The following is a 25,156-nucleotide window of genomic DNA, read 5'->3' as shown; positions in this document are numbered from 1 at the left end:
ATGCACGTCATCTTCCGCGAGACTCACGGGATCGAGGAAGCGGCTGTCCCGCAGGATCTGGGGCAGGCGCCCGCCGATCTTGTGCTGCTGTCCTTTTCGGACAGCGACCTCGGCGCCTTCGCGGCGGGATGGCATCGGGCGCAGGGACGATTGCCGACCCTGCGGCTCGCCAATCTGGCCGCGCTGGCGCATCCCCTGTCGGTCGATACCTATGTCGAACGGACCCTGAGCGGCGCGAAGGCGATCCTGATCCGGCTGATCGGCGGCGCATCCTACTGGAGCTACGGATTGCAGCAGGTGGAGGCGCTGGCGCGCACGCGCGGGATCGTGCTGGCGGTGTTGCCGGGCGACGGGCGGCCCGATGCGCGGCTGGACATCGCGTCGACCGTGCCGGTGACGAGGCTGCGCACATTGGCCCGGCTGTGCGACGAGGGCGGCCCGGCGGCGGCGGGGGCGGCGCTCGGACTGCTGGCGCGTGAAGCGGGGCTGGATGGCCCTGTCGCCCCGGTTCCGCCATTGCCGACGGTCGGGGCCTGGGATGGGAATGTGACCTGTCCAGCGACCCTTACCTTGAGTCTGACTCGGCCGCGCGTCCTCCTCATCTTCTACCGCTCCTACCTGAGCGCTGCCGACACGGAGCCGTTCGAGGCGCTGCGAGACACCTTCGCCAAGCGCGGCTTCGACCTGATCGGGCTGTTCGCGCCTTCGCTGAAGCCGGTCGAGATTCGCAGCTGGATCGCGCGCTGGGTGCGGGCGCTTGCGCCCGCCGCGATCGTCAACGCCACCGCCTTCTCGGCGCGGGGCGAGGACGGCGCGACCCCGCTCGACGGCGCCGGCGTGCCGGTGTTTCAGCTGGCGCTGGCGACATCGGGGCGGCAGGCGTGGCAGGAGTCGCCGCGCGGCCTGTCGCCCGCCGACCTTGCCATGCATGTCGTGCTGCCCGAAGTCGACGGGCGGCTGTTCGCGGGCGTGGTGAGCTTCAAGGAGGCGCAGGCGCGCGACCCGGCGCTGGAGTTTGCGCGCGGCGCGCATCGGTCCGACCCGGCGCGAACCGCCGCGGTCGTAGAGCGGGTGGCCGGCTGGATCACCCTGCGCCAGCGCCCGGCGGGCGTGCGGAAGCTGGCGTTGATCCTGTCGACCTACCCCGGCAAGGTGCACCAGATGGCCCATGCCGTGGGTCTGGATGCGATCGCCTCCGCGCAGGCCATGCTGAGCGACCTTGCCGATGCGGGCTATGGCGTCGCGGCGGCGGGCGATCTGGTAGGCGACCTCCAGATCAAGCGGTTGCACTGGCCGCTCGCCGACTATTGCGCGGCGCTGGCGACATTGCCGGGGTCGCTGCGCGATGATCTCCACGCAGCTTGGGGTGCGCCGGAGGATGACCCGGCCGTGCAGGGCGGCATGTTCGCCTTTGCCGCCGTCCGCCGGGGCGCCGCGATCGTGGCGTTGCAGCCCGAGCGCGAGCGGAGCGCCGATCGGGCGGACAGCTATCATGACCTGACACGCTGCCCGCGCCATGCCTATGTCGCCTTCTATCTGTGGCTGCGCGCCGAGGGCGTCGACGCGTTGGTCCATATGGGCGCGCACGGCACGCTGGAATGGCTGCCGGGCAAGGCGGTCGCGCTGTCCGATGTTTGCTGGCCGGAGGCGCTCGTCGGGCCGACGCCGGTTCTCTACCCGTTCATCGTGAACGATCCGGGCGAAGCGGCGCAGGCGAAGCGACGGATCGGCGCCGTGACGATCGGCCATGCGCCCCCGCCGCTCGCGCCGGCGCAGGAAGGTGCCGGGCTGGGGCGGATCGAGACGCTGCTCGACGAATTTTCCAATGCCGATGGGCTGGACCCGGCGCGGCGCACGCGGTTGCAGGCGGACATCCGGGACGAGGCGCGGACCCGGGGGCTGGAGGCCGAGCTGGGCATAGATGACGCCATGTCGCCCGCCGAAGCGATCAGCCGGATCGACCGCTTCGTCTGCGACATCAAGGAAGGGCAGTTTGGCGACGGGCTGCATGTCTTTGGTCGGGGTGAGCAGGGGCAGGGCGAGCGCGCGGGCCTGCTCGCGGCGCTTGACGGACGGCGGGTGGCGCCGGGCCCTTCAGGCTCGCCGCATCGGGGGCGGTCCGACGTGCTGCCGACCGGGCGCAACCTCTTCATGGTCGATCCGCGCGCGGTGCCATCCCGTGCCGCCCATGCGCAGGGCGTGCGGCTGGCGGAGGAGCTGATCCGCCGCCATTTGCAGGACCGGGGCGATTATCCCAGGGGGCTGGTGGTCGACCTGTGGGGATCGGCGACGATGCGGACGGCGGGGGAGGAATATGCCATGGCGCTCCACCTGCTGGGCGCGGAGCCGGTATGGGACTTCGCGTCCGAACGGGTGACGGCGGTCGACATCCTGCCCCTCGCGATGCTGGACCGGCCGCGGATCGACGTGACGTTGCGCGTGTCGGGACTGTTCCGTGACGCCTTCCCGACGCTGCCGGTCCTGTTCGGACAGGCGGTGCGGGCCTTGTGCGGCAGGGACGAGCCGACCGACTGGAATCCCTTCGCCGGGAGGCCGCCGACACCGCGTGTCTACGGGCCGGAGCCGGGACATTATGGTCTCGACATGGGGGCAACGGCCGACACCTATACGGTCGAGGCCCGGCGCGCGGCGGGGGAGGCATGGCTCGCCGCATCGCGCCATGCGCTGGACGGCGGCGTGACGGACGCGGCCGGGCTCCGCGCCCGCGTCGCGGCGGCGGATGCCTTCGTCCATGCGCAGGACCTGCCGGAAACCGACCTGCTGCTGGCGGCCGATTATGCCGCGCACGAGGCGGGCTTTGCTGCGGCCCAGAGCGTGGTGGGCGGCAAGGCGGCGCTCTATCATCTCGACGCCCGCGATCCGGCGCGGCCAAAGACAAGAGCCTTGACCGAGGAGGTCGCGCGGGTCGTGCGGGGGCGGGCGGCCAATCCCCGCTGGGTCGACGGCATGATGCGGCATGGCTTTCGTGGGGGCGCGGAACTGGCGGCCACGCTCGACCATCTGGGCGCCTTCGCCCATCTGGCCGGGTGCGTGCCCGATCATCTGTTCGACCTCTATCATGATGCCACGCTTGGCCGGGAGGAGGTGCGTGCCTTCCTGGCACAGACCAATCCCGGGGCGCTGGCGGCGATGCGGGCGCGCTTTTCGGCGCTGTACGCCGCAGGCCTGTGGCGCACCCACCGCAACTCGATCCTCGCCGCTCTGGAGCGCGCGCCGTGAGCGTGGTGAAGGGCCGGTGCCCCGACGCCTGGCACCCGATGGAAGCGGGCGATGGCCTGCTGGTGCGGGTGCGCCCGTCGCTGGGACGCCTGGACGGGGCTCAGCTACGGGGGCTCTGCGAAGCGGCCATGGCGTTCGGCAATGGCCTGATCGACCTTACCAGTCGGGCCAACCTTCAGATACGGGGGGTAAGCGCGCAGGCCTGGCCCTTGCTGGTCGAACGGCTGAAGGCGCTGGCACTTATCCATGCTGATCCGATTATGGAAATGCGGCGGGCGATATTGGTGTCGCCGGACTGGACCGAGGGGGACGACACAGTGGGGATCGCGCGCGAACTGGCGGCGCGGCTGGCGGAATTGCCGACCTTGCCCGCCAAGGTCGGCTTCATCGTCGATACCAAGGATGCGCCCTTACTTATTGGAGAAATGAGTGATTTTCGCATCGAGCGCGGGGCGCACGGTGGATTGATCCTGCGCGCAGACGGCCGGCCGACGGGCGTGGCTGTCGAACCCGGCGACGCAGTGGATCAGTTGATCCGGCTGGCGACTTGGTTCTTGGCAAGCGGCGGCGCGGATGCGGGGCGGATGGTCCGCCACCGCGCGCCGCTGCCCGGCTGGGCGCAGGGCGCCCTTGCGCCGGCACGCGTCGGCATGTCGATCCGGCCGGGGCCGCATCCGCTGGGCTTCGCCTATGCCGTGCCCTTCGGCACGGTCGAGGCTGCGACGCTGGCGCAATTGGGGAATGTTGCCGTGCGGCTGACTCCCTGGCGTATCCTGATTGTCGAAGGCGGCGCGGGGCGGACGATCACGGGATTGTCGAGCGATCGGGCCGATCCGCTGCTGCGCGTCGATGCGTGTCCCGGCGCGCCGCGCTGTCCGCAGGCCAGCGTCGAGACGCGGGCGCTGGCGCGGCGGATCGCGCCCCATGTCGCCGGGCGGCTGCATGTGTCGGGCTGCGCCAAGGGCTGCGCGCGGGCGGCGCCGGCCGAACTGTGCGTTACCGGGCGGGAAGGGCGATACGATCTGGCGCGCGATGCGCGGGCCGGCGCGCCGCCGCAGCGGGCGGGAATGGATGCAGCAGCCCTGCTTGATTATCTGGGAGCCGATTGATGCCCTATGTCTACGAAACCGATGGCGCGGAGATCTATCGCCAGTCCTTCGCTATCATTCGCGCGGAAGCGGCGCTCGATCGCTTTTCGAGCGAGGAGGAGCCGGTCGCCGTCCGCATGATCCATGCCGCCGGAATGGTGGAACTGGCGCCGCATATCCGCTTTTCCGCAGGCTTTGCACTGGCGGCTCGCGCGGCGCTGGCCAGCGGCGCGCCGATCCTGTGCGACGTGCGGATGGTGTCCGAAGGGGTGACGCGGGCGCGACTGCCTGCCGAGAACCCGGTGATGTGCACGCTGGGCGAGACATCGGTGCCTGAACTGGCACGGGCGATGGGCACGACCCGATCCGCCGCGGCGCTGGAATATTGGCGGCCGCATCTGGCGGGCGCGCTGGTGGCGATCGGCAATGCCCCGACCGCGCTGTTTCATTTGCTGGACATGCTGGCGGACCCCGCCTGTCCGCGTCCGGCCGCGATCATCGGCTGTCCGGTCGGTTTCGTGGGCGCGGCCGAATCCAAGGCTGCGCTCTGGGTGGAACAGCCCGTCCCCTGCTGCATCGTGGATGGCAGACTGGGCGGCAGCGCGATCACGGTCGCGGCGATCAACGCCCTGGCGAGCCGCGCAGAATGAGCGGGATGCCGGGCACCATCCATGGCGTGGGCCTTGGCCCCGGCGCCCAGGACTTGTTAAGCGTGCGGGCCGACCGGCTGGTGCGCGAGGCGCGCCATGTCGCCTATTTCCGCAAGGCGGGGCGGCCGGGACAGGCGCGGCGCATCGTCGAGGGGATGCTGCGTGCGGACGTGGTCGAGATCGCGATGGAATATCCGGTCACGACCGAGATTCCGCTGAGCGATCCGCGCTACAAGGCCTGCCTGTCGGCCTTCTACGCCGATTGCACCCGGAAGCTCGCGGCGCTGGCGTGGGCGGGCGAGGATGTCGTCGTGCTGTGCGAGGGCGATCCCTTTTTCTACGGTTCCTTCATGCATCTGCACAGCCGCCTGGCGGGCGCCGCGCCGGTGCGGATCGTACCCGGGATCAGCGGCATGGCCGGCGCCTGGACGGCGAGCGGAACGCCGATCACCTGGGGCGACGACGTGCTGACGGTGCTGATGGCGACGCTGCCCGAGGACGACCTGGCCCGCCGTATCCGCGACACCGATGCATTGGTGGTCATGAAGATCGGCCGCAACCTGCCCAAGCTGCGCCGTGCGGTTGCGGCGGCCGGGCGCGAGGCCGAGGCGTGGCTGGTCGAACATGCCGCCATGCCCGAACAGAAGGTGACGCCGCTGGCCGATGCGGACAAGGTCACGCCCTACTTCTCTATCCTGCTGATCCATGGTCAGGGGCGGCGGCCATGAGCGGGTGGATCGCCATCGCCGGGCTGGGACCGGGCAGCGAAGCGCTGGTCACGCCCGAAGTTACGGCGGCATTGACCGAGGCGACCGACGTGGTGGGCTATATCCCCTATGTCGCGCGGATCGCACCGCGCGATGGCCTGACCCTGCATCCCTCCGACAATCGGGTGGAATGCGAACGCGCCGCTCATGCGCTGGAGATGGCGGCGGCGGGCCGACGGGTCGTCGTTGTGTCCTCGGGCGATCCGGGCGTCTTCGCGATGGCGGCGGCGGTGTTCGAGGTGCTGGAGGCCGGGCCGGCCGCATGGCGCGATCTCGATATTCGCGTGCTGCCGGGTATTACCGCGATGCTGGCGGCCAGTGCGCGGGCGGGCGCGCCGCTTGGCCATGATTTTTGCGCCATCAACCTGTCGGACAATCTCAAGCCCTGGGCGCTGGTGGAGCGACGGCTGCGGCTGGCGGTGGAAGCGGATTTCGCTATCGCCCTCTATAATCCACGATCCAAGGCCCGGCCGGAGGGTTTCGTGCGCGCGCTCGACCTGCTGCGGGATGCGAGCGGAGACGACCGGCCTATCCTGTTCGCGCGGGCGGTGTCGATGCCTGAGGAAACGCTGCATGTCGTCCCCTTGTCGCAGGCAACGCCCGACATGGCCGACATGCGGACTTTGGTTATCGTCGGATCGAGCCAGACGCGGATGATCCCGCGCGATGGCGCGCCGATCCTCTACACGCCCCGGTCGGCGCCATGATCGAGCCAGCGCAGCACCGCCTGCGGATCATGCAGTTCCAGCCGGTCGGGCAGGGCGGGCCGATCGATCATCAGCACGGGCAGGCCCAGGTGGCGCGCGGCGGCCAACTTGGCCTGTGCGCCCGTTCCGCCGGCATTCTTGCAGAGGATGAGGTCGATCCGGTGCGCCTGCATCAGTCGCGCGTCGCCATCCATGTCGAAAGGCCCGCGATCGACGACCAGATGGTGATGGGGCAGGGCCGGCGGCGCGAGTGGCGGATCGATGAAGCGCAGCAGGTAGAAATGCTGCGGGCGGACAGCGAAGGCATCCGCGTGCATCCGGCCGAGCGCCAGCATGATCCGCATGGTGGGGCCGTCGATCGCCTCCATCGCAGCCGTCAGGTCCGGGACATGGCGCCATCGGTCCCCGGTGGTGGCGGCCCATGGCGGACGGGTCAGGGCGACGTGAGGGATGGCGGCGATGCGTGCTGCCGCCACGGCATTGGCGCTCATCGTCGCTGCAAAGGGGTGGGTGGCGTCGACCAGATGGGTGACGCCCTGCGCGCGCAGATGGTCCACCAGCCCCTCCACCCCGCCGAAGCCGCCGACCCGCACCGGAACGGGCTGGGGACGCGGGCTTTCGACCCGGCCGGCATAGCTGAGCGTCGCCTGATCGCCGCACTGTGCGAGCAGGCGGGCAAGCGCGCTGGCTTCGGTCGTGCCGCCCAATATGAGGATGTTGCGCATGGCTGATAGTCCGGCACGGCCATGGCTGACGATCGTCGGCATCGGCGAGGATGGATGGGACGGCCTGGGCGCGCCAGCCCGCGCGGCGATCGATGCGGCGGAACTGGTCATGGGACCGGCCCGGCATCTTGCGCTGCTGGGCGAGCATAGGGCGCGGATGCTGCAATGGCCAGTCCCCTTCGCCGATGGCGTCCCGCTGTTGTTGGCGGAGCGCGGCCGGCGGGTGGTCGTGCTGGCGTCGGGCGATCCTTTCTGGTTCGGGGCGGGACGTAGCCTGGCCCAGGAACTGGGGCGAGCGGAATGGGTGGCCTGTCCGACGCTTTCCACATTCTCGCTGGCGGCGGCGCGGCTGGGCTGGGCGGTTCAGGACATGGCCTGCGTCCCGTTGCACGCGGCGCCGGTTACGCGGCTGCGGCCGGACCTCGCGCCGGGGCGGCGCATGGTAGCGTTGCTGCGCGATGGCGCGGCGGTGGGCGAGGTGGCGGCCTACCTGCGCGATCAGGGCTTCGGCGCATCGACCCTGCACCTGCTGGAGGCGCTGGGCGGTCCGCGCGAGCGGGTGCGGGTCGTGCGCGCCGACAGCCCGATGCCGGACGATATAGCGCACCCCGTCGCGATCGGGATCGACTGCGCGGGAGAGGGCAGGGTGCTGTCCTGCGCATCGGGCATCGCCGACGAATGGTTCGATCATGACGGGCAGATCAGCAAGAGGCCGGTGCGGGCGCTGACCCTGTCTGCTTTGGCACCACGGCCGGGCGAACTATTGTGGGACATCGGGGCGGGATCGGGGTCGATCGGGATCGAATGGCTGCTGGCCCATCCCGCCAATCGCGTCGTCGCGCTGGAGGGCGATCCGGTGCGCGCGACCCGGATCAAAGTGAACGCCACGGCGCTGGGCGTGGACCGGATCGACGTGCTGACCGGTCGTGCGCCAGACCTGTTGCCACACGGCGTGCCGGATGCGGTCTTCATCGGTGGAGGCCTGTCGGAGGCGCTGCTGGAAGCGCTCTGGGCGCGCTTGCCTGTGGGGCGGCGATTGGTCGCCAATGCCGTGACATTGGAGTCCGAAGCGCTGCTCGGCCGTTGGCACGCGGCCAAGGGCGGGCATCTGCTGCGGATCGACCTGGCGCAGGCCGCGCCGATCGGATCGCGGCGGGGGTGGCGCGCGAGCTATCCGCTGGTGCAGTGGAGCGTGACCCTGTGATCGTGGCGGGTTTCGGATTTCGCGCCGGGGCGGGTGCGGCATCGTTGCGCGCGGCGCTGGACGGCGCGGGGCGTGGCCTGCCTCCAGTGACGCTGATCGCGGCGCCCGATGACAAGTTGGCGCTGCTCGCTCCGCTGGCCGAGGAACTCGGAGTGCCGCTGGCGGGCATTGCACCCGATGCGTTGATGGCCGTGGCCACCCCGACCCGATCCGCCGCGAGCCTCGCGGCGCGCGGCGTCGGCAGCCTATGTGAGGCAGTAGCGCTGGCGGCCGCGGGACCGGGCGCATCGCTGATCGTATCCCGCTTCATCGCACCCGACCGGATGGCGACCTGCGCCATCGCCCGAGGAGCTTTTTCATGACGATATATTTCATCGGCGCCGGTCCCGGCGCACCCGATCTGCTGACCCTGCGCGGCCGGGACCGGATCGCGGCATCGCCGGTCTGCCTCTATGCCGGGTCGCTGGTGCCGATCGCCTTGCTGGACCATTGTCCGCCCGGCGCGCGCATCGTGAACACGGCGACGCTCTCGCTCGATGAGATCATCGCCGAAATGGCGGCCGCCCATGTGGCGGGCCTGGATGTGGCTCGGTTGCATTCGGGCGACCTGTCCGTCTGGTCGGCGATGGGGGAGCAGTTGCGCCGCCTGCGCGCGCTCGCCATTCCCTATGAGGTGACGCCCGGCGTGCCCGCCTTTGCCGCCGCCGCCGCCGCGCTGGAGGCGGAACTGACGCTGCCGGGCCTCGCCCAGTCGCTGGTGCTGACCCGCACCCCCGGCCGCGCCAGCGCCATGCCGGCGAGCGAAAATCTCGCCGCTTTCGGGGCGAGCGGCGCCACGCTGGCCATCCACCTGTCCATCCACAATCTGGCGCAGGTCGTGGCCGACCTGCTGCCGATCCACGGAGCGGACTGTCCGGTGGCGGTCGTGTGGCGGGCCAGCTGGCCGGACCAGAGGATCGTGCGCGGGACGCTCGCCACCATCGAGCAGGCCGTGGCGGGCAGCATCGAGCGCACGGCGCTGATCCTCGTGGGCCAGGTGCTGGCGGCTGAGCGCTTTGGTGAAAGCAGCCTGTACGCGCCCGATTACGATCGCCGTTTCCGGCCACAGTCGGCCGATTCACTTTTTGCGGGTATCACCGAATGAATGCGCCCGGACTGATGATCGCCGCACCGGCCTCGGGGACGGGCAAGACCACGGTCATGCTGGGTCTGTTGCGGGCGCTGAGCGAGGACGGGTTGGCCGTCCAGCCGTTCAAGAGCGGGCCGGATTATATCGACCCGGCCTTTCATCGCGCGGCCTGCGGGCGCGCCTCGTTCAATCTGGACAGCTGGGCGATGACGCCGGGGCTGATCGACACGATCGTTGCCCAGGCGACCGGAGCCGATCTGGCGATCGCGGAAGGATCGATGGGCCTGTATGATGGTGTGGCCAGCAGGGGCGGCGCCGGTCATGGCGCGAGCGCCGACCTGGCGCGGCGGATGGGATGGCCGGTCGTGCTGGTGATCGATGTATCCGGGCAGGCACAGTCCGCCGCCGCGACCGCGCTGGGCTTTGCCCGCTTCGATCCCGGCTTGCCCATTGCCGGCGTCATCCTCAATCGCGTCGCCAGTCCGCGGCATGAACGGCTGGTGCGTCGCGGCATGGAGATGGCCGGCATCCCGGTACTGGGCGCGCTCCCCCGGCGCGGCGACCTCAGCCTGCCGGAGCGGCATCTGGGTCTGGTGCAGGCAGTCGAGCATCCCGATCTCGACCGGGCGATCGCTGATTATGCCGCCTTCCTGCGCGATCATGCCGATCTCACCGCGATCCGGCAGGCGGCCGCAGGCGTTGTTGTTGGGGGCGGCGGGGCGTTGCCGCCGCCTCCCGCCCAGCGCATCGCGTTGGCGCGCGACGAAGCCTTTTCCTTCATCTATCCGCACCTGCTGGAAGGCTGGCGCCGCGCCGGCGCCGAGCTACAGGCCTTTTCCCCCCTGGCAGACGAAGCGCCGGCAGCGGATGCCGATCTTGTCTGGTTGCCCGGCGGCTATCCCGAACTTCATGCCGGGCGAATCGCTGCGGCCTCGCGCTTCCTGGCGGGGCTGCGCCGCCATGCGGCGAACCGGCCGGTGCATGGGGAATGCGGCGGCTACATGGTGCTGGGCGAAGCGCTGGTCGACAAGGACGGGGGGCGTCACGCCATGGCCGGCCTGCTGGGCCTCGTCACCAGCTACGCCCAGCGCCGGATGCATCTGGGCTATCGTCACGCCGCGCTGCTGGCGCCGGTCGGGGCGCTGGCGGCGGGAACGGCACTGCGGGGCCATGAATTTCACTATTCGACCATCCTCGACCAGCCCGACGCGCCACTGGCGCACGTGACCGACGCCGATGGGGCGGCGGTGGCGGAAACCGGGTCGCGGCGGGGATGCGTCACCGGCAGCTTCTTCCACATGATCGCGCCCGCCGCATGATCGACCTGACCCTGATCGGTATCGGCACCGGCGATCCGGAGCAACTCACGTTGGCGGCGATCCGCGCCATGAATGCCGCCGACCTGATCCTGCTGCCCCGCAAGGGCGAGGACAAGACGGACCTGATCGCGGTGCGCCGGCATATCTGCGCCAGCGTGCTGACGGGCGATACCCGGATCGTCGAGTTCGACCTGCCGGTGCGGCGGGGGCAGGGCGATTATCTGGGCGCGGTGCAGGACTGGCATGACGCCATCGCCGCCTGCTGGGCCGAGCAGTTGGCGGTGCATCTGCCCGCTGGTGGCCGGTTGGCGCTGCTCGTCTGGGGCGATCCGTCGCTCTATGACAGCACGTTGCGGATCGCCGAGCGGCTCCGCGCCTTGGGCGTGGATTTGCGCGTGTCGGTGGTGCCGGGGATCAGCAGCCTACAGGCTTTGACCGCCGCGCACGCCATTCCCCTGAACGCTCTGGCGGAGCCGGTCGTTGTCACCACCGGACGGCAATTGCGCGACCATGGCTGGCCGGCGCAGGCCGACAGCGTCGCCGTGATGCTGGACGGCGGCTGCGCGTTCCAGGCGGTCGACCCGGCGGGCGTGCGGATATGGTGGGGCGCCTATTTGGGCATGGCGGGACAGACCTTGGTCGCCGGGGAATTGACGCTGGTCGCCCCCCACATCGTGGAGCAGCGCGCGGCGCTGCGCGCCCGGCACGGCTGGATCATGGACATTTATCTGATGCGGAAGGAGAAAGGATGACGCAGGACGCCGAAGCGCGCCACGCCGAGAAGATGCGCAAGAAACAGGCGGCGCAAGCGAAGATCATGGCCAACAAGACCCAGGAAAAGGGGCTGTTGATCGTCCATACCGGCAAGGGTAAGGGCAAGACCAGCGCGGCGCTGGGCATGGTCGTGCGCGCCATCGGACATGGCATGAAGGTCGGCGTCGTGCAGTTCGTGAAGGGCGCGATGGCGACCGGCGAGAAGGCGGTGTTCGATGCCTTCCCCGACAATGTCGCATTCAAGCCGATGGGGGAGGGCTTTACCTGGAACACGCAAGATCGCGCGCGCGACGTCGCGATGGCGCGCATGGCGTGGGACGAAGTTAAGCGGATGATCGCCGATCCGGCCTATGACATGGTGCTGGCCGATGAACTCAACATCGTGCTACGCTATGATTATCTGCCGCTGGACGAAGTGCTGGCCGCAGTCACGGAGCGGGATGCAATGAAGCATGTCATCATCACCGGGCGTAATGCGCCCGATGCGCTGGTCGAGGCGGCCGATCTGGTGACGGACATGGTGATGGTGAAGCATCCCTTCCGGTCTGGCGTGAAGGCGCAGAAGGGCATCGAATTTTGAACGCAGCGCCGCCCGATTTCGACGCCACTTTCCTGGAGCAATTCGACGCGCTGCTGTGCTGGCGCCGCGACGTCCGGCATTTCCGAACCGATGAAGTGCCGGAACCTGTCATGCAGGAGCTGCTGGCCAAGGTCAGCCTGGCACCGTCTGTCGGCAATGCGCAGCCCTGGCGGCTGGTGCGGATCGGTTCGCGCGATCTGAAGACGCGGATTGCCGAGCATGTCGATCGGCAGCGCCGCGCCGCCGCAGATCGCTACGCGGACGCCGACCAGCGCGCTCACTATCTTTCGCTCAAGCTGCATGGCGTGCGCGAGGCGCCCCAGCTGCTCGCAGTCTTCTCCGACGAACATCCCGAAACGGGCCACGGCCTTGGCATCGCGACCATGCACGAGATGTTGCGCTATTCCACCGTCATGGCGATTCACACCCTGTGGCTGGCGGCACGGGCGCGGGGCATTGGCCTTGGCTGGGTGTCGATCGTCGACCCGGCGACGATCGCCGCGATGCTGGAGGTACCCGACGACTGGCGCCTGATCGCCCTGCTCTGCATCGGTTATCCCGACGGACCATGCGCCACGCCAGAACTGGAACAACGGGGCTGGCAAGCGCGCGAGGCGCTGAAGGATCGTCTGTTCGAGCGTTGAGCGCCGGCCACGCGGGCTGTTTGCTTACTCCTCGTCCGGTTCGGCCAGGATACGCATGGCCGCGCCGTCCAGATCGTCGAACTGGCCGTTGCGCATGGCCAGAAAGAAGGCTGCCAGCGCGACCAGGCCGCAGATGAGCGCCAGCGGGACAAGAAGGACGAGGCCGGTCATCGGGCGCTCCCGTTCAGGCGCAGGGCGTTGGCGACTACGATCAGCGAGGAGAGCGACATGGCGACCGCCGCGACCAGGGGTGTGACCGCGCCGCCGATCGCAAGCGGCACCGCCAGCACATTATAACCGATCGCCAGCGCGAAATTCTGCTTCACCACCCGCACCGTCCGTCGCGCGGCGCGCAGCGTGACCGCCACTGGCGCCAGACGATCACCCAGAAAGACGATGTCGGCGGTCAGCTGGCTTGCGTCGCTGGCGGATGCGGGCGCCATGCTGGCATGGCCCGCCGCCAGCGCCGGCCCGTCATTGAGGCCGTCTCCCACCATCAGCACCCGCCGCCCCTGCCGCTTCAGTCGCTCGATCAGGGCCAGCTTTTCCGCAGGCCGCAGATGGCCGATTGCGGTGGTGCGGGTCGCGCGGGCGATCTCCTCCAGCGCCTCGGGCCGGTCGCCGCTGGCGATGAGGGTCTGGAGCCCGGCTTCGCGCAGGTCCGCGACCACCTCCAATGCATCGGGACGGATCGCATCGGCGAAGCAGAGCAGCGTCGCCGTCTCGCCGCGCCGATATTCGCTGGCCAGCCCGAACAGGTTGATGAGGCTGCGCGGGCGGGCGAGTGCGACGGCTTCGTTCCGGTATCGGGCGAACACGCCCTCGCCGGCGACCTCCCGAACATCCGCGATCGGGGCCGCTTCCATGCCGTCGAGCGCCTGGCGCAGGGCGTTGCTGAGCGGATGGCGGCTGGCGCGCGCCAGCGCCAGCAGGATGGCGCGATCTTCGTCGGCGAGCCGATCAAGATCGCACGGCACCGGGCGGCCGAGCGTCAGCGTGCCGGTCTTGTCGAAGACAATCTCGTCCACCTCCGCCAGCCGCTCCAGCGCCGACCCGTCCTTGACCAGCACGCCGCGCCGCATGAGCGCGCCGCACGCGACCACCTGGGCGGCCGGGACCGCCAGCCCGAGCGCGCAGGGGCAGGTGATGAGCAGAACCGCGACCGCGATCAGCAGCGCCTGATGGACGCCCGCTCCAGCGACCAGCCAACCGAGGAAGGACAGGGCCGCCAGCGCATGGACGCAGGGCGCATAAAGCCGTGCCGCCCGGTCCGCCAGCCGCACATAGCGCGACCTGCCCTGTGCGGCCTGTTCCATCAGGCGGGCTATGTCGGCGATCACGGTATCCGGTCCTGCCGCCGTGACCGCGACGCGGATCGGCCCTTCGATATTGAGCGCGCCGGCCTGCGCATCGTCGCCGGGACCGACACGGACGGGCGCGCTTTCCCCGGTCAGGAACGATATGTCCAGACCGCTGGTCCCCTCCAATACGCGCCCGTCCGCCGCCAGTCGCTCCCCCGCGGCGACCAGCATCTCCATCCCCGGCCGCAACGCATCGGCCCTGGTCCACACGCTGCGTCCGCCGGCTTCCAGCACCAGCGCGCCCGGCGCGGTCTGCCTGAGCAGTGCGGCGACGCCCGCCCGCGCCCGCCCGCGCATCATGCTGTCGAGGCAGCGGCCCGCCAACAGGAAGAAGAGCAGCATCACCGCCCCGTCGAACCAGGCGTGGTCGCCGCCGGTCAGCGTTTCAAAGAGGCTCATCCCCGTCGTCAGCAGCACCCCGATGCTGATCGGCACGTCCATGTTGGTGCGCCGTTGCCGCACCGCCGCCCAGGCGGAGCGGAAGAAGGGTCGGCCCGCATAGGCGACGGTCGGCAGCGCGATGATGGCGGACAGCCAGTGAAACATCTGCCGTGTCGCACCGTCCGCGCCGGACCAGATCGACACCGACAGCAGCATGATGTTCATCGCGGCAAAGCCCGCCACCGCCAGCGCCCGGACGAGCGCGCGATTTTCCGCCGCGGCAGTATCGACGGCAGGGTCGGCCAGCGGTTCCGCGTCGAAGCCCAGTGCGGCGATGGCGGCTTTCAACGCAGGCGGCGCCAGCGCCGGATCATGCCGGATCGCTACCCGCCTGGCGCTCATGTTGACTCGTGCGGAATCGATGCCGGGCACCTTGGCAAGGCCATTCTCGATCTTGGAAATGCAGCCGGCGCAATGGAGCGAGGGGACGGCGAACAGGCTTTCGATGGTGGCGGGAAGGGTGTGCGGCGCTGGTTGGAACAGGGGTTGGGTCGCCATCACATCACCTCCCGCAACAGATGCTGCGCGCCATGGTTGATGTCGAAGCGCAGCTGCCAGCGCCCGGCCGGCAGGGCGCGGTCGCTGGCATAGCGGCCCGGCGCCGTTTCGTGGAAGATGAGCGGAATGTCGGCCGCGCGACCGAGCGGATGCTCCGCCACCGCCGTCACCGGCGCACCGAGGATCGGCGCGCCTGAGCGGCCGGCCAGCGCCAGCGTCACCTGGCGGCGGTCGGTCAGCGCCACATGATCCTTCCAGCCAAGCTGGTCCTGCGCCCGCGCCTGCGTCAGATAGCGGTTGAACTTCTGGCTCTCGACATAGCTGTTGGCGACCACCGTCCCGCCAAAGGAGCGGATCGCGACCGTCGCCATCAGCAGATTCACGGCGATCACCACGGCGAAGAAGGCGACCAATATGCCGGTCATGTGCCAGCCGGTGAAGCGTCGGGTCTGCATGGGTCAGGGCCTTTCAAAACGGGCGGGTTCGCGCGCGTCGCCGCCTTCGCGGTCGGTGGCGGTCACGGTGAATCTGAAATCCTGCCGCGCGGGTCCGGCGGGAGGGGCGGCGATGAAGATCCGCAACTTGGCCACGCTGTCGGCCGGGACCGTGGCGGTGACGGACGGCGCGGCGGCATCGCGCGGCATGGCGTCGGTCCACAGCCTGGCGTCGGCCAGTCCTTCGACCTTGACCCGCACCGGGCGCGGCCGGGCCTCCATGTTGCGGACCTTGACCATATAGGCGTTGCGGATCGCGCCATCGGACAGCCGGACGAAGATGGGGTTGCGGTCCTGCTGCGCGGCGATGTCGATGCGGGTGCGCGCGCCGAGCGCGAACAGCATGGCCGCGCCGATCGACGTCCATATCGCTGCATAGGCGATAGTGCGCGGCCGCAGCAGCGTCCTCAATATCGGCCTGGATGGCGCGCCATTCTTCTCGGCCTCGGCATCCTCCTGCGTGCAATAGTCGATCAGCCCGCGGGGCCGTCCGACCTGCGCCATCACCTTGTCGCAGGCGTCGATGCACAACGCACAGGTGATGCAGCCGATCTGTGGCCCTTCGCGAATGTCAATGCCGGTCGGGCAGACCGCGACGCACTGATTGCAGTCGATGCAGTCGCCGAAATCGCCCGGATGCGCCTCCGCCTTCTTCAGGCTTGCACGCTTTTCCCCACGCCAGTCCTTGTAGGTGACGACCAGCGATTTTTCATCCAGCATCGCCGTCTGGATGCGCGGCCAGGGACACATGTAGATACACAGCTGTTCGCGCAGGAAGCCGCCCAGGATGAAGGTCGTGGCGGTCAGCACGCCGACCGTCCCATAGGCGACGGGCGCGGCCGAACCCGTCCAGAATTCCCGCTGGAGCGTCGGCGCGTCCGCGAAATAGAAGATCCACGCGCCGCCGGTCAGGAAGGCGATGGCCAGCCATACGCCCCATTTGGCGAGGCGCCGGGCCGCTTTGGCGGCGCTCCATGGCGCCTTCGCCAACCTGATCTGCGCATTGCGGTCGCCGTCGATAAAGCGCTCGACATGCTGGTAGAGGTCGGTCCAGACGGTCTGCGGGCAGGCATAGCCGCACCAGGCGCGGCCCACCGCCGATGTCACCAGGAACAGCCCTATCCCCGCCATGACGAGCAGGCCCGCCACATAATAGAATTCGTGGGGCCAGATCTCGATGGCGAACATGTAGAAGCGCCGGTGGGCGAGGTCGACCAGCACCGCCTGATCGGGCGCGTAGGGACCGCGATCCCAGCGAATCCAGGGCGTCCCCCAGTAAATAGCCAACGTCACCGCCATGATCGCCCATTTCAGGCGGCGATAGAAGCCATCGACCGCCTTGGGATAGACGCCCTTGCGCTTCTCGTAGAGGTCGCCGGAGGCCGGAGGCATCAGCACGTCACCGATCCTCCCCTGCAAGGGGAGGGGGACCGCCGCCCGAGGCGGTGGTGGAAGGGTGTCGCCCTGTCGATGGCGCGACGCCCCTCCGTCATCGCGTCGCGATGCCACCCCACCTTCCAGAGGAGGATTTGCGGGGGGTCACTCCGCACCATTGGCCGCTTCCACCGGAGTCGCCTCGCCGCCGCCCAGGCTGTGGACATAGGCCGCCAGCATCCGGATGGTTGCCTTGTCGAGCTTGTCGTCCCAGCGCGGCATCACGCCCTGGCGGCTGTTCCATATAGTCTCCCGGATCGTGCCCGCATCACCGCCATAGAGCCAGATGCCGTCGGTCAGGTTGGGCGCGCCCAGAGTGCGGCTACCCTTGCCGTCCGCGCCGTGGCAAACCGCGCAATTGTCCGCGAACAGCCTGGCGCCGCGCTGCGAGGCTGCGCCGGGCTTGTCCTGCCGGCTGATGACGCGGACATGGGCGACCAGGTCGTCTACCTGCGTGCCGGTCAGCAACTGGTCGCGGCCGAAGGCGGGCATGATCGACTGGCGCGTCGCATCATGATCGGGATTGCGCACCCCGTCGACGATGGTCCTTTCGATGGTGGCAAGATCGCCGCCCCACAACCAGTCATCGTCATTGAGGTTGGGATAGCCCTTTGCCCCGGCAGCGCCCGAGCCATGGCACTGGACGCAATGGACCTTGAAGGCGGCGCGGCCGCCCTCGACCGCCGCCTGCATCAGGTGCGGCCGGCCGGGCAGGTCGGTGATCGACGTGTCCGCGATCGCCTTGTGGATCGGCGCGATCTGCGCCTCGCGCGCCGCAAGTTCCTGCTCCAGCGTACCCCGGCTCGACCAGCCAAGCGTGCCCCGCGTATAGTCGCTCACCAGCGGCCAGGCGGGATAGGCGATGCAATAGCCGATCGCGAAGAGGATGGTCGCATAGAAAGTCCACAACCACCAGCGTGGCAGCGGCGTGTCCAGTTCGGCGATGCCGTCCCATTCATGGCCCTTGAGTTCGGTGCCGGTGGCGGTGTCGATCCGCTTGTCGCTTGCGTCAGCCATGGTCGGCCTCCGTCTCAGTCTCGGTGAAGATCATCGTGGCGGCGCGCTGGCTGTGCCGGCGGCCGCGGGGCAGGAAGTGCCAGCCGATGAGGATGAGGTAGCTGACCCCCATGAAGACCAGCCCCCAGCTGTCGGCGAAATGGCGCAGGGCGTCGTAGTTCATCGCGACCCCTCCTGCGGCGTCTTTTCCAGGGGCTTGGCCGCGTCGACATCGACCAGAGTGCCGATCATCTGGAGATAGGCGACCAGCGCGTCCATCTCGGTCAGCTTGTTCGGGTTGCCGTCGAAATCGCGGACCTGCGCCTTGGGATAGCGTTTGCGCAGGTCGGCGGTGTCGGCATCGGGATCGGCCTGTGCCATCAGGTCGTCGTTCGCCTTGGCCACGTCATCCTTGCTGTAGGGCACGCCGACCCGCGTCAGCGCGGTCAGGTCGCCGCGCATGTCGCCGGTCTTCAGCTCGCGCTCGCCAAGGAAGGGATAGGTCGGCATGATCGATTCCGGCACCACGGCGCGCGGATCCTTGAGATGCTGGACATGCCATTCGTCCGAATAGCGGCCGCCGACCCGCGCCAGGTCCGGCCCGGTGCGCTTCGACCCCCATTGGAAGGGATGGTCGTACATGCTCTCAGCCGCCAGGCTGTAATGGCCATAGCGTTCGGTCTCGTCGCGGAAGGGGCGGATCATCTGGCTGTGGCAATTGTAGCAGCCTTCGCGAATGTAGATGTTCCGGCCCGCCAGCTCCAGCGGGGTATAGGGGCGCACCCCCTCCACCTTCTCGATCGTGTTGTCGATCCAGAAGAGGGGCGCGATTTCCACGATGCCGCCAATGGCGACGACGATGAGAGAGGCAATGCCCAGCAGCGAGATATTGCGCTCCAGCCTGCCATGATCGAAATATTTGGAAACCATGTCCCGTGTCTCCCTTAGGCTGGCTGAGCGGCGATGAGGGGCTTGTCGGCGATCGCGTCATAGGCCGCGTCGCGCAGCGGCTGTTCCTCGCGCAGCGGCTTGCCCGCGATGGTCATGCCAATGTTCCAGGCCATGATGATCGCGCCGGAGAGGTAAAGCAGCCCGCCCGCCGCGCGGATGAGGTACATGGGCCACATCGCGCGCACGACTTCGGAGAAGGCGTAGACGAGATAGCCGTCGCTGCCATATTCGCGCCACATCAGCCCTTGCATGATGCCCGCGACCCACATGGCGGCGGCGTAGAGGACGATCCCCACGGTCGCGAGCCAGAAGTGCCAGTTGATGAGGCGCAGGCTGTAGAGCCGCTCGCGCTTCCAAAGGCGGGGCGTCAGATAATAGAGGCAGGCGAAAGTGATGAGGCCGTTCCAGCCCAGCGCGCCGCTATGGACGTGGCCGATGGTCCAGTCGGTATAGTGGCTGAGGCTGTTGACTGCCTTCACCGACATCATCGGCCCTTCGAAAGTGGACATGCCGTAAAAGGCCAGCGCCATCACCATCATGCGGATGATCGGGTCGGTGCGGATCTTGTCCCAGGCGCCGTTCAGCGTCATCAGGCCGTTGATCATCCCGCCCCAGCTGGGCATCCACAACATGATCGAGAAGACCATGCCCAGCGTCTGCGCCCAGTCGGGGAGCGCGGTATAGTGCAGGTGGTGCGGACCCGCCCAGATATAGAGGAAGATCAGCGACCAGAAGTGGATGATCGACAGGCGATAGCTGTAGACCGGCCGTTCCGCCTGCTTGGGCACGAAATAATACATCATGGCGAGGAAGCCGGCGGTCAGGAAGAAGCCGACCGCATTATGGCCGTACCACCATTGCGTCAGCGCATCCTGCACGCCGGCAAAGGCGCTGTAGCTCTTGGACCCGAGCAGGCTGACCGGCATCGACAGATTGTTGACGATGTGCAGCATCGCGATGGTCAGGATGAAGCTGAGGTAGAACCAGTTGGCCACATAGATGTGCGGCTCCGACCGCTTCATCACGGTGCCGCCGAACACGACCAGATAGGCGACCCAGACGATCGTCAGCCACAGGTCCACATACCATTCGGGTTCGGCATATTCCTTGCCCTCCGTGATGCCGAGCAGATAGCCGGTCGCGGCGAGGACGATGAAGAGCTGATAGCCCCAGAAGACGAAATCGGCGAGCTTCGGCGAGAACAGCCGTGCGCGGCAGGTGCGCTGCACGACATAGAAGCTGGTCGCGATCAGCGCGTTGCCGCCGAAGGCGAAGATGACCGCCGAGGTATGGAGCGGCCGAAGCCGTCCGAAGCTGGTATATTCGAGACCCAGGTTGAGTGCGGGAAAGGCAAGTTGCAGCGCGATGTAGAGACCGGCCAGAAATCCCGCGAGACCCCAGAAGACCGTAGCGATCACGCCCCAGCGGATCACATCGTCATAATAGAGCCCCTGGTCGGCCGGCATCTTCACCAGCCCGCGCATGATGCCGGCATAGTCGGCGCTGCGCATGGCGGATATCGCCAGCCCCAGCGCCACCGCGCTGATGATCCCCATATGGACGGCGAAACCGCCGTCCGCCGCCGCCAGCATCGCTGCGAAGGCGGCGAGTGCGAGCGCGAACCAGCCGCCCGTCCTCAAAACCAATCTGTCCATGGACATTCCCCGCTTGAAGGCTTTGCGACGCCCCTGTCCGGAATGCCGCACCCATGGCCTGCGTCTGTCAAAAGTGGGAGGATGGGTCTTTACGGGAAAATGCGTAGGCCTGAGGGCGAAGAGGGGCGCGCCATGCCCCATTCACTTCGTCGTTCCCGCGCAGGGAGGGAAGCCCATGAAATAAGAGATTGCGGTCGTTAAAGCCGGGCAGGCGCTAATCCGCGTCCGCCAGCCGCTCCAGCGCGGCCTTGTCGACCAGCCGAACGCCGCGTCGCCCGATCAGGTCGATCACGCCCGCGCGTTTCATCTCGGTCATCTGGCGCGACACCGTCTCGATCGTGATGCCCAAAATGTCGGCGATCTGCTGGCGCGAGAGGGGCAGTTCGATCACCCCGTCACTGTCGGCGCGCAGCCGCCGCCCCATGTCGAGCAGGAAGGTCGCGACCTTCTCGCGCGCGGTCTTGCGTCCCAGGAGCAGCATCCAGGCACGGGTACGATCGAGATCGTCCAACGTCCGCTGGAGCAGCCGGTGCTGCAATTCGCCATGCCGCATCGCGAAACCGTCGAACGCGCCGCGCGGGAAAAGGCAGAGCCGCGCATCGGTGAGTGCTGTAACGCTGTGTGGCGTGCGCGCGCCGAAGGGACGACCGATGAAGTCGGACGCATAGACCACGCCGACGATCTGCTCGCGCCCGTCGCCGGTCGAGGTGGCGAGCTTGAGCGTGCCTTCGATGACGTTGGCGACAACAGTGCTGTCATCCCCTTCCCACATCACCGTCTGCCCGGCATGGAGAGCCACCCGCCGCCCGATCCGGCTCAGCGCGTTGCGATCGGGATCGGAAAGGTCGGCGCAAATGGCATGATCGCGCACGACGCAACTGTCGCAGGACTGGCCGCCGCAGGCGCGGGCCATGGTCGGGAGGGCGGCATTTTGCGCCATGTCAAATCGCATGTCCATGATCGCTGCATGACGCGGCCGCAGGCGTCGACCTATCCGTAAATGTCCCTAAACCAGCGACGCCGCCATGGACCGTCAGGCCTTGGCGGACCAGGCGCTCAGTTCTTCCAGGTCAAGGTCGCGCTCCAGTTCCTGAAGGACATGTTCGTCGATGTCGCCGGCCCGGTGCAGGCGGAGCAGTTCGGCGCGGCCGGCGGCGATCGCTTCCAGGACCAGGTCGAAATGGGCATGGAGCCGATCGGCATAATGTTCTTCCTGGCCCGCATAGTCGGCGGATATTTCGGCCCGACGCTGGTAGCGGGTCAGGAGCTGCGGATGCAGCAGCGTTCCGTCCGCATCATAGGCCAGCGCCTCGACCCTGACGGCCTGGGCCTTCGCCATGGCGGCTTCCGCTTCGCTCATGCTGAGGCGCGGCCGTTCATGCTCGGTGTCGCTGAGGCCGGCCCAGCGGATGAGCAGGCCAAGCGTCGTCCCCTGGAGGAGAACGGTGCCGAGGATGACCCCGAAGGCGGCGACCAGCATGAAGTCGCGACCGGGGAAATCCTGCGGCACGCTGAGCGCCACCGCCAGCGTCACCACGCCACGCATTCCTGCCCAGCTCAGCACGGCGGAGCGCGCGGCGCCCAGTGGCGCGCGATGGGGCAGCCCCATCGCGCAGAAGAGGCGCAGGAGCGCGTCCGATCCGAACACCCAGGCGAAACGCGCAACGATCAAGGCGAGCAGGATGACGAGTACGGGCACCGCCATGTCGTCGAGCACCACGCCGAAGCCGCCGACACGCTCCACCACGCCGCGCAGCGACGAGCCGATCAGCATGAAAACGGTCGCTTCCATCAGGAAGATCATGACCGCCCAGAAGGACGTGCCGCGCATCCGCACGGCGGCGGAAAATACGACATGCTGGTACCAGCCGCAGATGAGACCCGTCGTCACGGTGGCGATCACGCCCGAAACGTGGAAGGTTTCACCGAGCAGATAGGCCGACCAGGGCGCCAGCATGGAGGAGGCGATCATCAGATATTCGTCGCCCAGTCGCCGCACCAGCAGCACCCAGGCTGCGCCGATCGCTGCGCCTACCAACAGGCCGCCGACCAGAAGCGCCAGGAAGCTGCCCAGCGCGTCGACCGCGCTGAAGCTGCCCGTCACCCCGGCGGCGATGGCGAAGCGGAACAGGACCAGGCCGGTGGCGTCGTTCAGCAGGCTTTCGCCTTCCAGCAGGATCGATAGCCGGCGGGGCAGCTTCACCCGTTGCAGCACGGCGCGCGCGGACACGGCGTCGGGCGGCGAGACGATGGCGCCCAGCGCGGCGCACGCGGCCCAGGGAAGCGAGGGCATCAGCAAATGGACCACCACCGCCACGAGAAGGGTGGTGAAGATCACCGCCCCGACCGCAAGCGACACGATGCCGAGCATGTGGCGCTTCATATGGCCAAGTGCGATGAACCAGGCGCCGTCCATCAGCAGGGGCGGCAGGAAGATGACGAGGACCAGTTCGGGATCGAGCGAGATGACCGGCAGGCCCGGCAGGAAGGCGAGCAGCGCGCCGCCCGAAAGCAGCGCGACGGCCGGGGGCAGGCCAAGGCGGTGTGCTGCGTAGTGGAGCGCGATGATGGCCAGCAGCATCGCCACGAGAAGTTCGAAATATTGCATCGGGTGCATGGGCTCGCTCTGGCTGACGCGGGTGGGATGACCCTAGCGCAGGGTCGCTTGCTGTCCAGCGCATAAGCGGTCGCTTATTGGTCGTACATATATCGACATGGCGTGCAAGATCGGCCAGATCATCGTCCATGCCGACCTATCGGAGATGGAATATGTCGCCAAGTTTCAAGATTCTGCGGTTCATGACCGGTGCCGCTCTGTTATCCGCTTCCGCCATGGCGGTGGCTGCTTCGGGCGCCGCGCCGCAGTTCGACGTCCAGCGCATCGTCACCGACATCAAGACGCTGGCCAGCGACGAATTTGAAGGGCGCGGCCCCGCGACCCCGGCGGAGGCCAAGACGATCGGCTATATCGCCGCGCAGATGAAGGCGGCGGGGCTGACGCCGGCCGGCGACAAGGACGGCTGGTTCCAGGACGTGCCGCTGCGCATGTCGAACATCACGGGCACCCCGGCACTGTCGATGACGATCGGCGGCGCGACGCAGCCTCTGGCGCAGGGCGGTGAGATCGCGGTGCGCGCGGCCGAGACGGGCCAGTCGTCGGTCAAATTCGCGGACTTGCCGCTGGTCTTCGTCGGCTATGGCGTCAAGGCGCCCGAACGCGGCTGGGACGACTTCAAGGGCGTGGACCTGAAGGGCAAGATCATGGTCGTGCTGGTCAATGACCCGGACTTCGAGGGGGGCGAGGGCGATTTCGGCGGCAAGCTGATGACCTATTATGGCCGCTGGACCTACAAATATGAGGAAGCCGCGCGGCAGGGTGCGGCCGGCGTGCTGGTGGTGCATGAAAGCGAGCCGGCCTCCTACGGCTGGGCGACCGTTAAGAACAGCAACACCAACACCATGTTCGACATCGTTCGCGCCGATCCCAAGGCCGCGCATACCCAGATGGAAGGCTGGATTCAGAAGGATCTGGCGGCCAAGATTCTGGCCGCGTCGGGGATCGATTTCGAGGCGGCCAAGGCGGCGGCCCGCAAAAAGGATTTCAAGCCGATTCCGCTCAAGGCGACGATGAGCGCGGATTATGCGGTGAAGTCCGAGATCATCACCTCTCACAATGTCGCGGGGCTGGTGCGGGGCAGCAAATATCCCGATGAGACGGTGATCTATTCGGCGCATTGGGACCATCTGGGCATCGGTGCGCCGGACGCGAAGGGCGATACCATCTATAATGGCGCGCGTGACAATGCGTCGGGCACCGCCGCGCTGCTGGAACTGGCGCGGGCCTATGCCAAGGGGACGAAACCCGAGCGCAGCGTGTTGTTCCTGGCGGTGACGGCGGAGGAAAAGGGGCTACTCGGCTCCGAATATTATGCCGACAATCCTTTGCGGCCGCTCGCGACGACGGCGGGCGTCGTCAATATGGACGGACCGTTCGGCGTCGAGAAGACGACGAATTTCAGCATTTCCGGTGCGGCCAGGCTGGACCTGCTGACCATGCTGACCGAGGAGGGCGAGAAGCTGGGCCGGCATTACACGCCTGACGCGCGACCGGAGGCCGGCAGCTTCTACCGCTCCGACCATTTCCCGATGGCGAAGCGCGGAGTGCCGGCGATTTCCTTCAATCCGGGACGTGAGCTGGTCAATGGCGGCGCTGCGCGCGGCAAGGAACTGGGCGACATCTATACACGCGATCGCTACCACCAGCCCGCCGACCAATATGACGATAGCTGGGACACGGGCAGCTGGGCGGGGGATATGACCCTGCTTTACAATGTCGGGCGCCGGGTCGTCGATGGTCATGGCTGGCCGAACTGGTCCGCCGACAGCGAGTTTCGCGCGGCGCGCGACGCCAGCGCGGCGCAGCGCAAATAAGCAGGGCACCCGCGGTCGCCGGCCGGGCGATCGCGGGTGACATCATCGACGGGAGGTGGATATGAATC

Annotated in this window: 24 protein-coding genes; 13 read left to right on the top strand and 11 right to left on the bottom strand. The window is 68.1% G+C overall.

The genetic code is table 11. From position 1 onward, the window contains the following. Genes cobN through cobJ form a run of 5 tightly spaced genes read left to right on the top strand, consistent with a single transcriptional unit; the run spans position 1 to position 6,452 of the window. Positions 1-3,240, top strand: coding sequence for a cobaltochelatase subunit CobN (cobN, locus tag K3M67_RS17280; protein ID WP_285833571.1), 3,240 nt, complete (start codon positions 1-3; stop codon positions 3,238-3,240). A 38-nt stretch (positions 3,241-3,278) separates the two neighbouring features. Next, positions 3,279-4,349, top strand: coding sequence for a ferredoxin-like domain-containing protein (locus K3M67_RS17275; RefSeq protein WP_285833716.1), 1,071 nt, complete (start codon positions 3,279-3,281; stop codon positions 4,347-4,349). Then, complete coding sequence (locus tag K3M67_RS17270) at positions 4,349-4,978, top strand: precorrin-8X methylmutase (protein ID WP_285833570.1); 630 nt, start codon at positions 4,349-4,351, stop codon at positions 4,976-4,978. The genes K3M67_RS17275 and K3M67_RS17270 overlap by 1 nt, the downstream gene beginning before the upstream one ends. Before the next feature lie 5 nt (positions 4,979-4,983). Continuing rightward, positions 4,984-5,706: a precorrin-2 C(20)-methyltransferase gene (gene cobI, locus K3M67_RS17265; RefSeq protein ID WP_084439246.1), complete on the top strand. Its 723-nt coding sequence runs from the start codon at positions 4,984-4,986 to the stop codon at positions 5,704-5,706. Next, positions 5,703-6,452 (top strand): precorrin-3B C(17)-methyltransferase, encoded by a 750-nt coding sequence (gene cobJ / locus K3M67_RS17260; protein ID WP_285833569.1) that lies wholly within the window; start codon positions 5,703-5,705, stop codon positions 6,450-6,452. Before cobI ends, cobJ begins: the two co-directional genes overlap by 4 nt. Here the strand turns inward: cobJ and K3M67_RS17255 are convergent. After that, positions 6,428-7,177, bottom strand: a complete 750-nt coding sequence (locus K3M67_RS17255; protein ID WP_285833568.1) for a cobalt-precorrin-6A reductase — start codon at positions 7,175-7,177, stop codon at positions 6,428-6,430. The genes cobJ and K3M67_RS17255 overlap by 25 nt on opposite strands. Here K3M67_RS17255 and cbiE point away from each other — a divergent pair. Genes cbiE through bluB form a run of 7 tightly spaced genes read left to right on the top strand, consistent with a single transcriptional unit; the run spans position 7,176 to position 12,827 of the window. After that, complete coding sequence (gene cbiE / locus K3M67_RS17250; protein WP_285833567.1) at positions 7,176-8,381, top strand: precorrin-6y C5,15-methyltransferase (decarboxylating) subunit CbiE; 1,206 nt, start codon at positions 7,176-7,178, stop codon at positions 8,379-8,381. The two genes, K3M67_RS17255 and cbiE, sit on opposite strands and share 2 nt — an antisense overlap. Beyond that, positions 8,378-8,743, top strand: a complete 366-nt coding sequence (locus K3M67_RS17245; protein WP_285833566.1) for a cobalamin biosynthesis protein — start codon at positions 8,378-8,380, stop codon at positions 8,741-8,743. The genes cbiE and K3M67_RS17245 overlap by 4 nt, the downstream gene beginning before the upstream one ends. Next, positions 8,740-9,525: a precorrin-4 C(11)-methyltransferase gene (cobM, locus tag K3M67_RS17240; protein WP_285833565.1), complete on the top strand. Its 786-nt coding sequence runs from the start codon at positions 8,740-8,742 to the stop codon at positions 9,523-9,525. Before K3M67_RS17245 ends, cobM begins: the two co-directional genes overlap by 4 nt. Next, positions 9,522-10,829 carry a cobyrinic acid a,c-diamide synthase CobB gene (locus K3M67_RS17235; protein ID WP_285833564.1) on the top strand — a complete coding sequence of 436 codons (1,308 nt, stop codon included), beginning with the start codon at positions 9,522-9,524 and terminating at the stop codon, positions 10,827-10,829. The genes cobM and K3M67_RS17235 overlap by 4 nt, the downstream gene beginning before the upstream one ends. Then, complete coding sequence (gene cobF / locus K3M67_RS17230) at positions 10,826-11,581, top strand: precorrin-6A synthase (deacetylating) (RefSeq protein ID WP_285833563.1); 756 nt, start codon at positions 10,826-10,828, stop codon at positions 11,579-11,581. Before K3M67_RS17235 ends, cobF begins: the two co-directional genes overlap by 4 nt. After that, on the top strand, positions 11,578-12,183 hold the full coding sequence (gene cobO, locus K3M67_RS17225) for a cob(I)yrinic acid a,c-diamide adenosyltransferase (RefSeq protein ID WP_285833562.1): 606 nt from the start codon (positions 11,578-11,580) through the stop codon (positions 12,181-12,183). Before cobF ends, cobO begins: the two co-directional genes overlap by 4 nt. Next, positions 12,180-12,827 (top strand): 5,6-dimethylbenzimidazole synthase, encoded by a 648-nt coding sequence (bluB, locus tag K3M67_RS17220; RefSeq protein WP_285833561.1) that lies wholly within the window; start codon positions 12,180-12,182, stop codon positions 12,825-12,827. The genes cobO and bluB overlap by 4 nt, the downstream gene beginning before the upstream one ends. A 24-nt stretch (positions 12,828-12,851) precedes the next feature. On the opposite strand, the gene ccoS is transcribed toward bluB, so the two are convergent. The 10 genes from ccoS to K3M67_RS17170 all read right to left on the bottom strand — a co-directional run bounded on the left by ccoS (position 12,852) and on the right by K3M67_RS17170 (position 23,274). Next, positions 12,852-12,998, bottom strand: coding sequence for a cbb3-type cytochrome oxidase assembly protein CcoS (ccoS, locus tag K3M67_RS17215; RefSeq protein WP_066863179.1), 147 nt, complete (start codon positions 12,996-12,998; stop codon positions 12,852-12,854). Beyond that, positions 12,995-15,127, bottom strand: coding sequence for a heavy metal translocating P-type ATPase (locus K3M67_RS17210; RefSeq protein WP_285833560.1), 2,133 nt, complete (start codon positions 15,125-15,127; stop codon positions 12,995-12,997). Before K3M67_RS17210 ends, ccoS begins: the two co-directional genes overlap by 4 nt. After that, a complete protein-coding gene (locus tag K3M67_RS17205; RefSeq protein WP_285833559.1) occupies positions 15,127-15,582 on the bottom strand; it encodes a FixH family protein in 456 nt (151 codons plus the stop codon). Before K3M67_RS17205 ends, K3M67_RS17210 begins: the two co-directional genes overlap by 1 nt. Positions 15,583-15,585: 3 nt before the next feature. After that, positions 15,586-17,013, bottom strand: a complete 1,428-nt coding sequence (ccoG, locus tag K3M67_RS17200; protein WP_285833715.1) for a cytochrome c oxidase accessory protein CcoG — start codon at positions 17,011-17,013, stop codon at positions 15,586-15,588. Between the two features lie 147 nt (positions 17,014-17,160). Further along, a complete protein-coding gene (gene ccoP, locus K3M67_RS17195; RefSeq protein WP_285833558.1) occupies positions 17,161-18,072 on the bottom strand; it encodes a cytochrome-c oxidase, cbb3-type subunit III in 912 nt (303 codons plus the stop codon). Next, positions 18,065-18,235, bottom strand: coding sequence for a cbb3-type cytochrome c oxidase subunit 3 (locus K3M67_RS17190; RefSeq protein ID WP_066863169.1), 171 nt, complete (start codon positions 18,233-18,235; stop codon positions 18,065-18,067). The genes ccoP and K3M67_RS17190 overlap by 8 nt, the downstream gene beginning before the upstream one ends. Beyond that, positions 18,232-18,981: a cytochrome-c oxidase, cbb3-type subunit II gene (gene ccoO, locus K3M67_RS17185; RefSeq protein ID WP_285833557.1), complete on the bottom strand. Its 750-nt coding sequence runs from the start codon at positions 18,979-18,981 to the stop codon at positions 18,232-18,234. The genes K3M67_RS17190 and ccoO overlap by 4 nt, the downstream gene beginning before the upstream one ends. A gap of 14 nt (positions 18,982-18,995) precedes the next feature. Continuing rightward, positions 18,996-20,657 carry a cytochrome-c oxidase, cbb3-type subunit I gene (gene ccoN, locus K3M67_RS17180; RefSeq protein ID WP_066863163.1) on the bottom strand — a complete coding sequence of 554 codons (1,662 nt, stop codon included), beginning with the start codon at positions 20,655-20,657 and terminating at the stop codon, positions 18,996-18,998. Between the two features lie 214 nt (positions 20,658-20,871). After that, the gene (locus K3M67_RS17175) at positions 20,872-21,615 is read right to left on the bottom strand and encodes a Crp/Fnr family transcriptional regulator (RefSeq protein ID WP_285833556.1); all 744 of its coding nucleotides are present in this window, start codon (positions 21,613-21,615) and stop codon (positions 20,872-20,874) included. A gap of 75 nt (positions 21,616-21,690) precedes the next feature. Further along, entirely contained in the window at positions 21,691-23,274 is a 1,584-nt protein-coding gene (locus tag K3M67_RS17170) for a Na+/H+ antiporter (protein ID WP_285833555.1), read from the bottom strand. A gap of 152 nt (positions 23,275-23,426) precedes the next feature. Here K3M67_RS17170 and K3M67_RS17165 point away from each other — a divergent pair, with 152 nt between their 5' ends. Further along, on the top strand, positions 23,427-25,088 hold the full coding sequence (locus tag K3M67_RS17165) for a M28 family metallopeptidase (RefSeq protein WP_285833554.1): 1,662 nt from the start codon (positions 23,427-23,429) through the stop codon (positions 25,086-25,088). Positions 25,089-25,156 lie beyond the last annotated feature (68 nt).

It is taken from the genome of Sphingobium sp. V4 (assembly GCF_029590555.1).
In the GTDB taxonomy this organism is placed as follows: domain Bacteria; phylum Pseudomonadota; class Alphaproteobacteria; order Sphingomonadales; family Sphingomonadaceae; genus Sphingobium.
This window is presented reverse-complemented; position numbering and strand designations above follow the sequence as displayed.